The following is a 15,844-nucleotide window of genomic DNA, read 5'->3' as shown; positions in this document are numbered from 1 at the left end:
AAACTGCAAGCCGGTCTGGTTAGCCATAAAAACTCCTTTATCATTAGCCAGTTAGCGGGAGATAGTCATAAGAGCCCGATTGTAGCTAAAACAATCCCCCTTAAACAGTGAACTGCTTGCTACGTCGACAGATCAGCAGAATAAACAGAAATTTCTGACACAACATGAAGGGAATAAGCCTGAACCTGGCATTGCAGAGGGAGCAAGTGAATACCCCCGAGGCAATCACCTCGGGGGATATTGGCTTATTGAATTGCGGTAGCCTCAGTAAAACTGATGCTCAAACTTGGCTGGGTTTTATTCACGGCACTGACAACCAACCGGTAGCGCCCGACCTTATCTAAGTTAACGGCGATGTTATCGCCCCCTTGACACAGGGTCAGGGGAGTCGCAGCGGTGAGTTCATCCGTCGCCGCGCACTTGCCGTAGTTGATGGGCCCCCAATTGGCATCAGCAATTTTCAGCTCACTGCGCCCAAGCTGCTCGGCACTGACCGCAAAGGTCAACTCGTATTGGTAGTTGCCACTGAACGTCAGCTCGCTAACAGGGTCCCATTGGCCCAGTAAACCACGGACAAACAGGACGCGCTCACCAAACGGTGGCACGGTCGCCAGATCGATCTTCTTACCCAGTGGCAAGCCCACTCCTTGCGCCCCCACTTGTGGCTTGACCAATACCGCCGCCGACCACGGGCCGAGGGTCACGCTGCCGTTAGTGACCGCCGCCTCACGGGCGATGCTCTCGCTGGCCCGATGCGCCTCACTCAACACCAGATCGCTCAGATCGATGGGCTGATCGTTACCGTCGCGGAAGTCACCGATGCCCTGACGCTGGTTACTGGCGTTGATCATCACCACCAGACCGTCGATGGCCGGATCCAGATCTGCCCCCGCGCTGACGCCATCATCCACCGTCATCACGATAAGGCCCGGCACCTGATCCGGGCCGGTGTTGCGAAAATCGACCCGCTTGATCACTTCAGCGCCACTGCCTAAACGCAGCAGACGGGAAGATTGGCGCAGCTCGGCCAGCTCTTGGTAAAAGCTCACCATGGTCGCCATGTCGCCACCACTCGGGGCGACATGTTGCGCCAGCACCTGCTCAATCAACGGATAGTTGTCGCCATCCTTGTCTTTACGCGGCATCCCCTTGTTGAAGTTGTTGTCGGCTAGGGTGTAATCGACCTTGTTGTACCAGTCCCCTGAGTCATAACTGTCCCGCTCCATGGATTTGGAGCGCAGCAGCTCGACCCCGGCGTGGGTGAAGGGAATACCCTGTCCCAGCATGGCGGTGGCCAGCGATACCCCCTGCATCCGCACCAAGTCCGCACCAGCAGGCGCTTTGTAGATCAGGTTGTCGAACAGGGTCTGGTTATCGTGCTTATCGACATAGTTCTGGATTTCAGTCGGGTCTTGGGCATAACCCGCCGGCTGACCGTTGTAGTCGATCTCGGCACCCTTCTTCGGGATCCCATCCTTGTCGGTCAGCACGAACTCTTTGAGGTTGCCCGCCATGCCAAGCCGCACCAAATCGGCTTGATGCAAGGCAGTGGCGCGATCGACGCCGTCCATCTCGTTGACATCCACCAGGGCGCCGTTGCCGAAGCCTTGGGTCTTGCGAATGGTGTCACCGCCGTCGAACGGACTGCCGCCGCGCACCGCATCCCGCAGTCGGTCGGAGAAGGAGCCGATGCCGGTGCCCGCCAGATGTTGCTGGGTGGCCTGCACGAAGCGCCGATCATTTTGCACCTCGCCAAAATTCCACCCCTCGCCGTAGAAGTACATCTCGGGATTGACCTGCTTCACTGCGGCTAACGCCTTGACCATCTGATCTTTCGGGTGGTGGCCCATCAAATCGAAGCGGAAGGCATCGATCTTGTAGTCGCGCGCCCACGTCACCAGCGAGTCATCCATCAGCTTGGCGAACATCGCGTGTTCCGGCGCCGTGTTGGAGCAGCAGGTGGAGTTCTCCACCGCGCCGGTCTCCGGATTGAGGCGCTGATAGTACCAAGGCACGATCTTATCGAGCACCGATTTGGCCCCCAGCCCCGCCTCGTTGGTGTGGTTGTAGACCACATCCATCACCACATTCATCCCGATGTTCTGCTTGATGGCCTTGACCATTTCACGGAACTCCAGAATCCGTTGGCTGCCCTCGGCGTTGGTGGCGTAGGAGCCTTCCGGCGTGGTGTAGTGGTAAGGGTCATAGCCCCAGTTGAAGGAGTCGACGCCGCGCAGATAGCCGGAGAGCGCCTGCACCTGCGGGTTATCTTTGCTGTCGTCCCCTTGCAGGTTGGCCAACACATCGCCCACGCTCTGGCCGCTCCCGCAGTAGCTAGCAAAGGCCGAGTGTTGCAGCTCAGGGTTGACCTGACACAGCTTGCTGAAGTCATCGCTGAGGTTGGCCACCTTAGTCGGATCTTCGTTAACGGTGGCAATATCAAACACCGGCAGCAGATGCAGGTGGCTAACGCCGCTGTTAGCCAGGGCTTTCAGATGGTTGACCGGCACCGAATCCGGCTGGGTCAGGCCGACAAACTTGCCGCGCTTCTCTTCATCGGTGGAGGCATCGTTACCGGTCAGGTCACGAACATGGGCCTCATAGATGACGATATCAGCAGGGTTCTGCTGGCTGTGGGGCGCCGTCAGGCTATCCCACCCTTCCGGTTTCAGGGCCGGATCGTCAAGATCCACCACCTGACTGAACTCGGAGTTCATCGCCAGACTGAGCGAGTAGGGGTCAGTCACCTCGTAACGCTCGACCTTGCGGCTCAGCGGGTGGTAAACCTCCATGTCGTAGCGGTAGAACTGGCCGATCAGCTCGCTACCCCCCTGATAGCTCCAACTGCCGCTGGCACTGTCAAAGCGCATGGCCACCTCGCCACGCTTCTGGTGGCGAGCGTCGTAGAGCGCCAGCTTGACCGACTTGGCGGTCGGTGCCCACAGCCGGAAGGTCACCCGGTTGCCCTCCACCACGGCGCCATAACCGAGCTTGGTCGCCTCGGTCGCATAGAGTGCATCGAGGGCGCCGGCGCTCTGCACCAGGGTCGCCCCTTGCAAAATGCCCTCGGCATCGGTGCCGATAGCCACCAGCTCCCCCTTGAGTAGGGCCTTGAGATCCTGACCACTGGGCAGGGCGAAGGCGGCTGCATCCTTGAGGTGTGGATATTTGGTCTGCTGCTCGGTAGTCAAGCTGGTTGCGGTCAGGCTGATATAGGGGAAATCGAACACGCCATCGGCATTGGCCTTGATGGTGCCCGACTCGGAGTAATAGAGACGAACATGGGGCTTGTCCTTGCCCCCTTGCCAAATCAGGGTATTGCCATCGATCAGATGAGCGCTGGCCCCCGTCACGCCGAAGGCGGCGGTAAAGGCCTCGGCGCGGCTGGCGAAAATCTCATTCTTACCGGCAACGATCGCCACGGTGCGATCCGGGTGCTCACTGAAGATCACCTTCATATCCGCCCCCGTGAGGTTAGCCAGCTCGCCGTTACGGGCAATGAAGTTAATGCACCCATCCAGCTTGCTCAGTGGCACCACCCACACAGGGCCAGCACTGTCTACTGTCGCTAGGACATTGCGCTTATCATCCCACCCGGCATTGAGGCCGCTCTCAGCGGTCGCGTTGCAGGCATCATTATTCCACAGATGCAGGCTGTGGCTGGCAAAGGGACCCTCGATCCCTTTGCCAGCAGCGGTCTGGGTATCCACCAACGCAATCACCGCTTGATTGGGGCCGGCTGGTAGCAGCTCCTTGGGCGGGTCCATCTTGGGCAGACGAGCCACAGGCCCATCCGAAGGGTTAGGTGTTGAGGGGCTACTGTCATTACAACCAGCCAAAAGCGCGAGCAGTGAGGCTGTGACCAGCGCCACCTTGGTCTTTTTCATATCCATATCGTGTCTATTCCCGCTGTCATTAGTCTCGATGGTCGAGTGCTCGGTCCCGGCCGAGCGCTGTCATCTTATGCAGCAGGCGGGGTGGCAAATGTGAGCGGGATGGCAAAAAAATTAAACTTTTTCAACAAGATAACGTTTTCATGATGGAAGTTGGAGCACGCTCACAACATGGTACGGCGGGCAGTGCGATCACCCCGCCCACTTCTGTCAGAGCGGGCGGGGCTTGCCGCTTATTGGGTCACTGGCGGCAGCAGGGTGAGCGCTGTTTGCACGGCAGCCTCTAACTGCGGATCACGCCCAGCCACCATATCGTTAGGGGTCAGGGCTACCTGTACATCAGGAATAAGCTCTTGGTTTTCATAGAAAGTGCCATCGGGATGACGCAGCCCTTGGGCGGGTATAGCCTGACTGAGGCCGGGCAGTAGCTTGGATTGGTATACATAGACCTCAGTCCCTGTCCCTGGCACCGGTTCCCCCACGATCGGGCCAATCTTTAGGGCGCGATAGTAGGTAGGAAAAGCCGATCCTTCCGAGTAGCTATCGGGGTTAGTGATGATCAGCGACGGTTTGGTCCATTGGCGACCAGTTGCCTCTGTCACCCCCTGACCGATGCGAGGCGACACAATCGCCATCCCTTGTTCAGTGCGATTGCCGGTCAAGAACTCCACGAGCGTGTTGGCCAACAAGCCACCCTTATTGAAGCGCACATCAACAATCAGCACTTCACTGTTATGTAGCCGTCCCAGTGCCTCGGTGACCAGATCCTCATAAGCTTGGGCGTTCATCGCTGTCACATAGACATAGCCCACCCGTCCTTGGCTTAAACTCGCCACGCGGTCGCGGCGTTTGACGACCCAGCTGGCGAGCTTTAACTGCGACTCTTGCTCGAGATCAATGGCGGTCACTTCGATCTGCTGAGGCTCTTTGCTGCCAACGGGTTGCACGCTCAGGGATAATCGGTTGCCATCCTGATGATTGAGGAGTCGCTCTAAGTCAGTCACGGTGGCGACCGCTTCACCATTGACGGCCAGTAGCCGCGTCCCTGCGCCAATGTCGCTCTCTTGTTCCAATGGCCCACCGGTTAAGAGCGCAGCCAATTCCACCCCTTGCTGCCCATCGCGCCAGTAGCCACCCAGACTGGCGGTATAATCCGCCAAGGGGAGTGCAGGAGCAGGCGAGCCACCCCAGGTGTGGGAAACATTCAACTCGCCAGTCAGCTCACCCAACAACTGACTGAAATCGCGAATGTTATTGATGCTGGGGAGCAACGTGCGATAGGTGGCAACGTAGTCATCCCAATCTACGCCATTCATATCATCCCGATAAAACTCATCCCGAGTGATACGGGCGAACTGATCAAAGGCAGCGACTATTTTGCTGTGCCACTGGGCGGTCTGGATCAGGGCAAAGGGATGGCTGGTCGGATCGCTGCCATCGAGTGGCACGCGGATCACCTCGCCCCCTTTCACCAAGGTAGCTGTCGTACCTGATTGATTCAGGCTGACCAATGCTGAGCCAGGTTGCCCTTCAAATAACAACTTGATCTCCCCTTTGCGCAGATCGAGCTCATAACCCCTGATATCGCTCTCCCCTTGCGGCGTCTCCACTTCCACCACATAAATCAGCTTGCCCGCCACAATCTTGCTAGCCAGCACCCCGCCCTGTGGCACCAGAGTTAATGCCTCACGGTGCGCGAGTGATGTGATATCGAATGAATAACCCGTTTTCGGGGGCGTACGCTCGGCCAGAAAGTCAGCCTTGGCACTGCGGGTGCTGTAAATCCCCAGCAAGCTGTTTGCAACAGGCTCACCATCGGCCCCTAACACACCGTGCTTGCTAGATTCCCAATAGAGGACACTTCCGTCATTGCTCCACATTGGGTTGAAATCGTAGTAACCATTAAGGCTGACATTGGTTGGCCGTGCCTTGGGATCACGGGTATCTATCACTGCGATCTCTTGTTGCGCGGTATCTAACTGGATCGACACCGCCAAGTGCTGGGAATCAGGCGCGAACGCCATCTGCACTTGGTGACGTCGGGTATTGAAGCTGGCGGGGATCAACTCCCGCTGCTGGCTCGTTGCGAGGTTTAGCAGGTGCACCGCCTGCCCATCCACTACAAAGGCCAGTTGTTGACCATCGGGGGAGAGTGTCGGGCGACTGATCCCTTTACCTGGCATGGCCAACAGCAAACGCTCGGTCAGTGAACCCGGGGCGCTAAAGGCGTGCTGCGGATCGCTGGTAGTGAGTCGGTAAAGTGCCGCGTGCCCAGCTTGCTCCGACAGATAGATTAACGTCTTGCCCTGATCGGCATAGAGAGGGCTCGACTCTTCCGTCAGTTGATGGGTAAGTTGGCGCACCCGCTCTCGCTGCGAATCAATGGCATAAAGATTCCCTTCGCTCACCACAATCAGCTCATCACCCTGCTCATTCACTACAGCCTCATCAACTTGGGTGAGCCATTTGCTCTGCTCGTCTGGACTATCGGCTGCTAATGGGGTGATGTTGAGCTTGCGCGGGGTCGTGCTACCAGCATCCAGTCGGTACAGCTCCCCCAGCCATGACCAGACCAGATCGCCACGCAGGGAAGCGCTCAAACCTCTGACTGGGTGACCCTTGTAGTGGGTCAGCTGCTGCTCTTTCCCGCTACCAAGGTCTCGCCGCCAGACGTTAAAATCGCCACTGCGTTCGCTTAAATAAAACAGGCTATTGCCCTGATTTCCCCACACCGGATTGCTGGCGGCAATCCGATCTTCAGTCAGCTGGCGATGTTGTTTACCGTCGAATAACCAGAGGCGGGAGACCGCAAAAGAGCGCTGATGTTTGCGAAAAAGTTGTTCCACACTTGGCATCTGATAAGCCAGCTTGCTGCCATGGGGGCTGGCCATGACGACAGGGAGCGGTTGGTCGGCCTGCCATGCCCCCCCCGCCACCGGCACCCAATGGAGGGCGCTTCCTTTCCATTCTGTGGCGATAAAATGATCGGCCTGTGGGTCCCATGGGCGCTGACTACTTAACAGCAGCCGTTTACTATCGTCGCTAAAGGCGTGGGGAATATCACTGCGTGAATCGCGGGTGAGCCGCACCATCTTGCCACCGCTGGCGGGCACCACAAATACATCATCGTTGCCATACAGGTCAGCGGCAAAGGCAATCAGCTTGCCATCCGGTGACCAAACGGGTCGTTGGCTCAGATAGTCAGTGCCGGTGAGTGGGGTAGCTGCTCCCCCCTCACTGTTACTGAGATAGATCCGACCCTGCCAAGTAAAGGCGACCTTTTTCCCATCAGGGGAGAGAGCGGGCTCACGCAGCCAACGGGGATCGTCAGCAACGGCCGGCGGCAGCCACAGTAAAAACGGCAATAACAAGACATAAGCCATCAAATAAAAGCGGCACATTGAGTTTCATCCTTGAAATGTGATTAATAACCAGATGAATCTAAATCACCCGCAAGCTAGAACCAACACTTAGTCGCCAACTTTATGTTATTGTTTTTATTATCAATTAATGGGGTTTCTGGCTATTCAGACGCGATTCACCTGCACTGGGCAAGATATGTTTGGCTAGGCGTATTGAGAATTGGCAACAATCCAATATCATGGCGCTCGCATTTTTAGCACGCCGCCCAGTTACAATTGTTAAGCAATAAATCAGGACAGCAGAGAGCCCACACCAAGGCTTGTCGAGGGATAGCATGAGAGCCGTATTACTGTGTTTGTTGGGGCTGTGGCCCGCATTGAGTTTCGCCAACCTGTCTGCTGATATGGTGGTCGTCAAAAAATCCACCTATAGCCTGACCCTGATGAAAGATGGCAAAGAGGTGAAACGTTATTGGGTCGCCTTAGGACCCGCACCGAAAGGACATAAACAGCGGGAGGGGGATCAGCGCACCCCTGAGGGACGCTATACCCTCGATTACAAAAAGACTAACTCCAATTACTACAAAGCGATCCATATCAATTATCCGAATCTGGCTGATATTCAGCGCGCTAATGAGCTGGGTGTAAAGCCGGGTGGCATGATCATGATCCACGGTCAGCGCAATAGTTTGGGCAATGTTCGCTTGCAGCCATCGAACTGGACCAACGGTTGTATTGCCATGCTCAACCACGAGCTGGATGAAGTTTGGGATGCTATCGAACCTGGCACACCGATCATCATCGAACCCTAAGCCACGCTCTGCACCGTCATACACACCACGGGCCGCCCTTGTCAAAGAGGCGGCCCGTGGTGTTTAGGGGGTGATAAAGAGCGCTAGGCTAGCGTGTCGGTGACCGGCGCTAGGCTATCCAGTGGCCAGCGAGGCACCGCCTTCACCACTAAGGGTTCAAACACCCCGGCTTTTAATCGCTGCATCCCGGCATAAGCGATCATCGCGCCATTGTCGGTGCAGTATTCCGGACGTGGGTAGAACACCTCACCGTTGAGGCTTGCCATCAACTCAGCCAGTTGGCTACGCAGATGACGGTTAGCACTGACGCCGCCAGCCACCACCAGCCGATTGAGGCCAGTCTCTTTGAGCGCACGGCGGCACTTGATCGCTAAGGTATCAACCACAGCATCTTCAAATGCCCGAGCGATGTCGGCACGGGTCTGCTGATCATCGCCGTTGGCGGCAATGGTGTTGGCAGCAAAGGTCTTGAGGCCAGAGAAGCTCATGTCGAGCCCGGGCCGATCCGTCATCGGCCGAGGAAAGTGGAAACGCCCAGTCGTCCCCTTCTCTGCCAACCGTGACAGCAGCGGGCCGCCGGGGTAATCGAGCCCCATCAGCTTGGCGGTCTTGTCGAACGCTTCTCCAGCTGCGTCGTCGATGGATTCACCCAGCAGCTGGTAGCTGCCGATGCCATCGACCCGCACCAGCATAGAGTGGCCACCGGAGACCAGCAGCGCCACGAAGGGGAACTCGGGGGCTTGCTCCTCTAGCATGGGAGCGAGCAGGTGGCCTTCCATGTGGTGAACGGCGATAGCCGGTTTGTTCCACGCCATCGCCAACGAGCGACCGATGGTTGCCCCCACCAAAATCGCCCCCACCAACCCAGGACCTGCGGTATAAGCGATACCGTCGATGTCATCCTTGCCTAACCCAGCTTCCTGCAATGCGGCCTGGATCAACGGGATCGTCTTGCGCACATGGTCTCGGCTGGCTAGCTCAGGGACCACGCCGCCGTAATCCGCATGTAGCTTGACTTGGCTGTATAACTGATGAGAGAGGATCCCTGCTTGATCATCAAAGATCGCGATCCCAGTTTCATCACAAGAGGTCTCGATACCCAATACACGCATCACTAAAAATTTCACTGCTAAAATGGGGCAGCTATGGTAACCTTCGCGGGTTTTTTAAACCAGAGCGATCTCTTGTGGGTTTACTTTCATTCCCCACCCAGAGTATAATTTCGCACCATTTTAAGTCATGCTGACTCAACTAAACGTCAGCTAATAATTTATCACTGAGGTGAAAGGCACATGCCAGTAATCAAAGTCCGTGAAAATGAGCCGTTTGACGTTGCTCTGCGTCGTTTCAAGCGTTCTTGCGAAAAAGCCGGTATCCTGTCCGAAGTCCGTAGCCGTGAGTTCTACGAGAAGCCGACTACCATTCGCAAGCGCGCCAAAGCATCTGCTGTTAAGCGTCATGCCAAGAAGTTGTCTCGCGAAAACGCACGTCGTATCCGCCTGTACTAATTAAGAGTTCATGCCGTGTCTCTGAAAGATCAACTGAAGGATCAACAAAAACTCGCCATGCTTGCCAAAGACAAGCAGCGGCTAGGAACGATCCGGTTGTTGATGGCAGAAATCAAGCAACGTGAAATTGATACCCGTGTCGAGCTTAACGATGAAGATATCCTCGCTGTCGTGACCAAAATGGTCAAACAACGCCGTGATGCCATCAGCCAGTTTGAAGCTGCCGGTCGCCAGGATCTCGCCGACAAAGAGTGCGCCGAGATCGTTGTGTTGCAGGAGTTCCTGCCACAACAGCTGACGGCAGAGGACATTGCCGCCTTGATTGAGCAAGCCATCACTGAAAGTGGGGCTGCTGTCATGGCAGACATGGGTAAAGTCATGGCTGTGTTGAAGCCAAAAATTCAGGGGCGAGCCGATGTCGGCGCCGTCAGTGCTCAGGTGAAAACCCGCTTGGCGTAACAGGCAAACTCTTATTTGGTCGAAGAAGCCGTGCTTCCTTAGTGAATGCGCGGCTTTTTTATTTTCCATCGCAATGAAACAGGACGGTTATGGCAGGTAGGATCCCCCAATCCTTTATCGACGATCTGCTCGCACGCACTGACATTGTCGAGCTGATCGACTCACGTGTGCGGTTAAAAAAAGCCGGTAAGAACTATCAGGCTTGCTGTCCGTTTCATAACGAAAAAAGCCCCTCTTTTAGCGTCAGTCAAGAAAAACAGTTTTACCACTGCTTCGGTTGCGGTGCTCACGGCAATGCCATCGGTTTTGTGATGGAGTACGATGGCCTTGAATTCCCCGATGCCATCGAAGAACTCGCTAACCTGCACGGCATGCAGGTGCCCCGCGAACAGAGTCACGGCACAACAGGCTTTAGCCAGCCAGCCATCAGCAAGGATCTGTTCGAACTGATGAATCAGATCGCCCGCTTCTATGAGAACAATCTCAAGAGTGCGCCTCATGCGGTGGCATACCTCCAAGGACGTGGGCTAACCGGCGATGTAGTGAAACGCTTTAACATCGGTTATGCCCCCAGCGACTGGGATCAGGTACGCCGCCGTTTTGGCGCCAGTCGTGAACACGAACAGCTGCTGATCTCAGGTGGCATGTTGATCCCCCGTGATAACGGTCCCGGCTGTTACGATCGCTTTCGTGATCGCATCATGTTCCCGATCCGCGACAAACGTGGTCGAGTGATTGGCTTCGGTGGTCGGGTGCTCGGTGATGGTACCCCCAAGTACCTCAACTCCCCAGAAACCCCCATCTTCCACAAGGGAAGGGAGCTATTTGGCCTCTACGAAGTCAAGCAAGCACATAAGGATCTTCGCCGGATCTTAGTGGTCGAAGGTTATATGGATGTGGTCGCGCTGGGTCAGTACAACATTGACTACGCGGTGGCGGCACTGGGGACGGCCACCACAAGTGATCATATCCACACGCTATTTCGTACCACTGCCGAAGTGGTCTGCTGCTATGACGGCGATAACGCTGGTCGGGAAGCGGCTTGGCGAGCACTGGATAACGCCCTCTCTCATCTGCAAGATGGTCGCGAGCTGAAGTTCGTGTTCCTCCCTGATGGCGAAGATCCTGATTCGCTGGTTCGCCAGATTGGCAAAGAGGGATTCGAAGCCCTGCTCGATGAAGCCCAACCGTTCGCCGATTTTATGTTTGAACGTCTCGGGCGTGATGCCGCTCTATCGGGAGAAGCAGGTAAGTTCGAAGTGGCTAATAAAGCAGCTGATCTAATCCGCCGCGTACCGGAAGGGTTTACCCGCGAGGGACTGATAACTCGTCTATCTAGCATGATGCGCTGGGGTGAAAACAAACAACGGATCGCTGAGCTCTTTGCCAGAAACAGCCAGCCCAAGGCTGAGGTTAACAAACCAAAAACAGCCAAGCTGACACCACTGCGCCGAGCATTAGCACTGATGGTGCAATACCCAACCATCGTCGCCGAACTCCCCGCCGTCCCTGAACTAGCGGGCTTGCGAGTACCAGGGATCAAGTTCCTGCTACAGCTACATCAGCAGATTTTGGTGCAGCCCAGCATTACCACCGGTATTTTGCTGGAACACTGGCGTGGGAGCAAAGAAGGAGAAATTCTCGCTCAACTGGCAATGCACGACTTGTTCGAAGAGATCAAACTCGATCAAGAACCAGACATTCTGGGAGAGTTGGAGGATACCTTCGTCGGCTTCATCAACCTATTTCTAAAACAACGGATCGAAGAGTTACAAGCCAAGGTAGTGCAGGAAGGGCTCAGTGCCGAAGAAACCAACGAACTGTTGATGCTGATTAAAGAGGTACAAATTGATAAAAGAAATGAGCGTGGAGCTTGATATTTAAGTGATGAGTCCCAATATGGAACACGTTGCCCGAATCGCCGGGATGCAAAGCAACAATTTTATGACCGCCTGGCCCCACCAGAACTGCGGGCAGGGGTTTCTCGTGACCGACGCCGCAACCAGGCATAGCATGTCTGGCGGTTTTCTATTAGAATTGGCTATTTGCGCAGCAGTGCACTGTACGCGCAACCTAGCAACACCAACCGGATGAGTTCTATGGAGCAAACCCCGCAGTCTCAGCTTAAACTCCTCGTTGCCAAAGGTAAAGAACAGGGCTACCTGACTTATGCCGAGGTGAACGATCACCTCCCGCAAGATATTGTCGATTCAGACCAGATCGAAGACATCATCCAGATGATCAACGATATGGGTATTCAGGTGGTAGAAAATGCCCCGGATGCCGATGACCTTATCATGGCCGAAGGGGGAACCGCCGATGAAGACGCCGCTGAAGCCGCGGCTCAGGCATTGGCATCTGTTGAATCTGAAATCGGCCGTACGACCGATCCCGTTCGCATGTACATGCGGGAAATGGGGACCGTCGAACTGCTGACCCGTGAAGGCGAAATTGACATCGCTAAACGGATCGAAGACGGCATCAATCAGGTACAAAGCTCTGTAGCAGAGTACCCTGAAGCCATCACCTACCTGCTTGAACAGTACGATAAGTTCGAAGCCGAGCAGCTGCGTCTGTCGGATATTATTTCCGGCTTCATCGATCCCAATGAAACTGATGATGTTGCCCCAACGGCGACTCATATTGGTTCTGAACTCGGCGAAGATGACTTAGCCGATGAAGACGAAGATGAAGACGAAGATGAAGACGAAGATGGCGAGAATGCTGATGATGACGGCGATGGCGGCCCAGATCCAGAAGTAGCCCGTGAGAAATTTGGTGAGTTACGAGCCCAATATGAGGTCACTCGCCTATCCATTCAGAAGAATGGCCGCGCGCACGCAGATACCCAAGCAGCCATTGCTCAACTTGCCGATGTGTTTCGTCAATTCCGCTTGATGCCCAAACAGTTTGATCGTTTGGTCAACAACATGCGTGACATGATGGAGCGTGTTCGGGTGCAAGAACGCATCATTATGAAGCTCTGCGTTGAGCAAGCTAAGATGCCGAAAAAGACCTTTGTCGCCGCCTTCACCAACAATGAATGTGAAGCCGCATGGTTTGAGCATCAGAAACAGGCAGGTAAAGCTTGGTCACCTCGTCTGCTTGAAGTAAACGAAGAAGTGCTGCGTTCTATTGGCAAGCTCCAGCAAATTGAAGAAGAAACTGGCCTATCGATCGCCCAGATCAAAGATATCAACCGTCGAATGAGTATTGGTGAAGCAAAAGCCCGCCGAGCCAAAAAAGAGATGGTTGAAGCCAACTTACGTTTGGTTATCTCGATCGCCAAAAAGTACACCAACCGTGGTCTGCAGTTCTTGGATCTGATCCAAGAAGGCAACATTGGTCTGATGAAAGCGGTAGACAAATTTGAATACCGTCGTGGCTATAAGTTCTCGACCTATGCGACATGGTGGATCAGGCAAGCGATCACACGCTCTATCGCCGATCAGGCTCGTACTATCCGTATCCCGGTCCACATGATCGAGACCATCAATAAGCTCAACCGTATCTCTCGCCAGATGCTGCAAGAGATGGGTCGTGAACCGAACCCGGAAGAGCTGGCGGTACGCATGGGCATGCCAGAAGACAAAATTCGTAAAGTCTTGAAAATCGCCAAAGAGCCGATCTCGATGGAGACGCCAATTGGTGATGATGAAGACTCCCACTTGGGTGACTTCATCGAAGATACAACCTTGGCCTTGCCAGCGGATGCTGCGACCAGTGAGAGCCTGCGCAACGCCACCCGCGAAGTGCTGGCTGGCCTGACCGCCCGCGAAGCCAAGGTATTACGGATGCGTTTTGGTATCGACATGAACACTGACCACACGCTTGAGGAAGTAGGCAAACAGTTCGACGTTACCCGTGAGCGGATTCGTCAGATCGAAGCCAAAGCCCTGCGCAAACTGCGTCATCCGAGCCGCTCAGAAGTGCTGCGTAGTTTCTTAGATGAGTAACTCTAAGCCGCGCTAACTGACGATTTCTCAGCTTGGCCCAATAAAAAATCCCCCATCTTCTCAGGTGGGGGATTTTTTTTAGTTCAATACTCGCTGCGTCTTGCTTAAGCCAACGCAGTCATCGTCATCAATGCTCGCGAGTCTGGCGGAACTCCACGTCAGGGTGACGCTCCTGAGCCAGTCGCAGGTTAACCATGGTCGGCGCGATATAGGTGAGGTTGTCACCGCCATCGAGGGCCAGGTTGACCTCGTTCTTGCGTTTGAACTCCTCGAACTTCTTGACGTCGGTCCCTTCCACCCAGCGGGCGGTGGAGACGTTGACCGCCTCGTACAGCGCTTCGACGTTGTACTCGCTCTTCAGGCGCGAAACTACCACGTCAAACTGCAGCACACCAACCGCGCCCACGATCAGATCGTTGCTGATCAGCGGACGGAACACCTGCACGGCGCCCTCTTCAGAGAGCTGAACCAGCCCCTTGAGCAGCTGCTTCTGCTTGAGCGGGTCGCGCAGGCGGATGCGGCGGAACAGTTCCGGGGCAAAGTTTGGGATACCGGTGAACTTGAGATCTTCACCCTGGGTGAAGGTATCGCCGATCTGGATAGTGCCATGGTTGTGCAAACCGATGATGTCACCGGCGACGGCATCTTCCGCCTGCTCACGGTCACCGGCCATAAAGGTCACGGCGTCGGAGATGTTCACATCCTTGCCAATGCGCACGTGGCGCATCTTCATGCCCTTGCTGTAAGTGCCTGACACGATACGCATAAAGGCGATACGATCGCGGTGTTTCGGATCCATGTTCGCCTGGATCTTGAACACGAAGCCAGAGAACTTCTCCTCGGCCGCCAGCACTTCACGGCTCTCTGCCTTGCGCGGCATGGGGGCTGGTGCCCAGTCGGTCAGACCATCCAGCATGTGGTCAACACCGAAGTTACCCAGTGCAGTACCGAAGAACACCGGGGTCATCTCGCCAGCGATAAAGGCCTCGTGATCGAACTCGGGCGAGGCGCCCTGCACCAGCTCCAATTCGCCCCGCAACTGGGCAGCCAGATCGTCGCCGACGGCGGCATCCAGATCCGGGTTGTGCAGACCCTTGACCACCCGCTTCTCTTGGATGGTATGACCCTGACCGCTCTGATACAGATAGGTCTCATCCTTGTAAAGGTGGTAGACACCCTTGAAGGATTTACCGCAACCGATAGGCCAGGTGATGGGGGCGCACATGATCTTCAGCTCGCGCTCCACCTCGTCCATCACTTCCATCGGATCGCGCACTTCGCGGTCCAGCTTGTTCATGAAGGTGAGGATAGGGGTATCACGCAGACGGGTCACTTCCATCAGCTTGCGGGTCCGGTCTTCAACACCCTTGGCGGCGTCGATGACCATCAGGCAGCAGTCGACCGCGGTCAGGGTACGGTAGGTATCTTCGGAGAAGTCCTCGTGACCCGGGGTGTCGAGCAGGTTGACCAGACAATCGGCATAGGGGAACTGCATCACCGAGGTGGTGATGGAGATACCACGCTGCTTCTCCATCTCCATCCAGTCGGATTTGGCGTGCTGGCCCGAGCCACGGCCCTTGACGGTACCGGCGCGCTGAATGGCCTGTCCGAACAGCAGGACTTTCTCGGTGATGGTGGTTTTACCCGCATCCGGGTGCGAAATGATCGCAAAAGTGCGTCTCTTGGAGACTTCACTCAGAAATTCAGCTGACATAATTCAACGTTCTTCTATTGAGCGGTGGCATCAGCCACCGTGGGAATAAATCCGGAATGCCGCTCACGGCACAGGCATACGCAACCAAGGCCACACCAGCAGACACACGCCAACCGGTAAAGGGAAAAGAGGGTTGCGCT

The 15,844-nt window shown here is 55.5% G+C and carries 9 protein-coding genes; 5 read left to right on the top strand and 4 right to left on the bottom strand.

All coding sequences use genetic code 11. The features are described from left to right. Positions 1-245: 245 nt before the first annotated feature. Positions 246-3,893 (bottom strand): pullulanase-type alpha-1,6-glucosidase, encoded by a 3,648-nt coding sequence (gene pulA / locus CUC53_RS16630; protein ID WP_236757952.1) that lies wholly within the window; start codon positions 3,891-3,893, stop codon positions 246-248. Between the two features lie 233 nt (positions 3,894-4,126). Continuing rightward, a complete protein-coding gene (locus CUC53_RS16625) occupies positions 4,127-7,276 on the bottom strand; it encodes a S41 family peptidase (RefSeq protein WP_100295163.1) in 3,150 nt (1,049 codons plus the stop codon). A gap of 314 nt (positions 7,277-7,590) precedes the next feature. Here CUC53_RS16625 and CUC53_RS16620 point away from each other — a divergent pair, with 314 nt between their 5' ends. Continuing rightward, positions 7,591-8,067, top strand: a complete 477-nt coding sequence (locus CUC53_RS16620; RefSeq protein WP_167386782.1) for a L,D-transpeptidase family protein — start codon at positions 7,591-7,593, stop codon at positions 8,065-8,067. An 83-nt stretch (positions 8,068-8,150) separates the two neighbouring features. Here the strand turns inward: CUC53_RS16620 and tsaD are convergent, their stop codons facing one another. Further along, on the bottom strand, positions 8,151-9,179 hold the full coding sequence (tsaD, locus tag CUC53_RS16615) for a tRNA (adenosine(37)-N6)-threonylcarbamoyltransferase complex transferase subunit TsaD (RefSeq protein WP_100295161.1): 1,029 nt from the start codon (positions 9,177-9,179) through the stop codon (positions 8,151-8,153). Between the two features lie 180 nt (positions 9,180-9,359). Between tsaD and rpsU the strand changes: the two genes are divergently transcribed. From rpsU to rpoD, 4 genes are all read left to right on the top strand, one after another. After that, a complete protein-coding gene (gene rpsU / locus CUC53_RS16610) occupies positions 9,360-9,575 on the top strand; it encodes a 30S ribosomal protein S21 (RefSeq protein WP_005309452.1) in 216 nt (71 codons plus the stop codon). Positions 9,576-9,590: 15 nt separating this feature from the next. Next, on the top strand, positions 9,591-10,034 hold the full coding sequence (locus CUC53_RS16605; protein WP_100295160.1) for a GatB/YqeY domain-containing protein: 444 nt from the start codon (positions 9,591-9,593) through the stop codon (positions 10,032-10,034). An 89-nt stretch (positions 10,035-10,123) separates the two neighbouring features. After that, positions 10,124-11,911, top strand: a complete 1,788-nt coding sequence (dnaG, locus tag CUC53_RS16600) for a DNA primase (protein WP_100295159.1) — start codon at positions 10,124-10,126, stop codon at positions 11,909-11,911. Between the two features lie 183 nt (positions 11,912-12,094). Then, a complete protein-coding gene (gene rpoD, locus CUC53_RS16590; protein WP_338027669.1) occupies positions 12,095-13,990 on the top strand; it encodes an RNA polymerase sigma factor RpoD in 1,896 nt (631 codons plus the stop codon). Between the two features lie 127 nt (positions 13,991-14,117). On the opposite strand, the gene prfC is transcribed toward rpoD, so the two are convergent. After that, on the bottom strand, positions 14,118-15,707 hold the full coding sequence (prfC, locus tag CUC53_RS16585) for a peptide chain release factor 3 (protein ID WP_100295156.1): 1,590 nt from the start codon (positions 15,705-15,707) through the stop codon (positions 14,118-14,120). Positions 15,708-15,844 lie beyond the last annotated feature (137 nt).

The sequence above is a fragment of the Aeromonas cavernicola genome (genome assembly GCF_002795305.1).
Classification (GTDB): domain Bacteria; phylum Pseudomonadota; class Gammaproteobacteria; order Enterobacterales; family Aeromonadaceae; genus Aeromonas; species Aeromonas cavernicola.
This window is presented reverse-complemented; position numbering and strand designations above follow the sequence as displayed.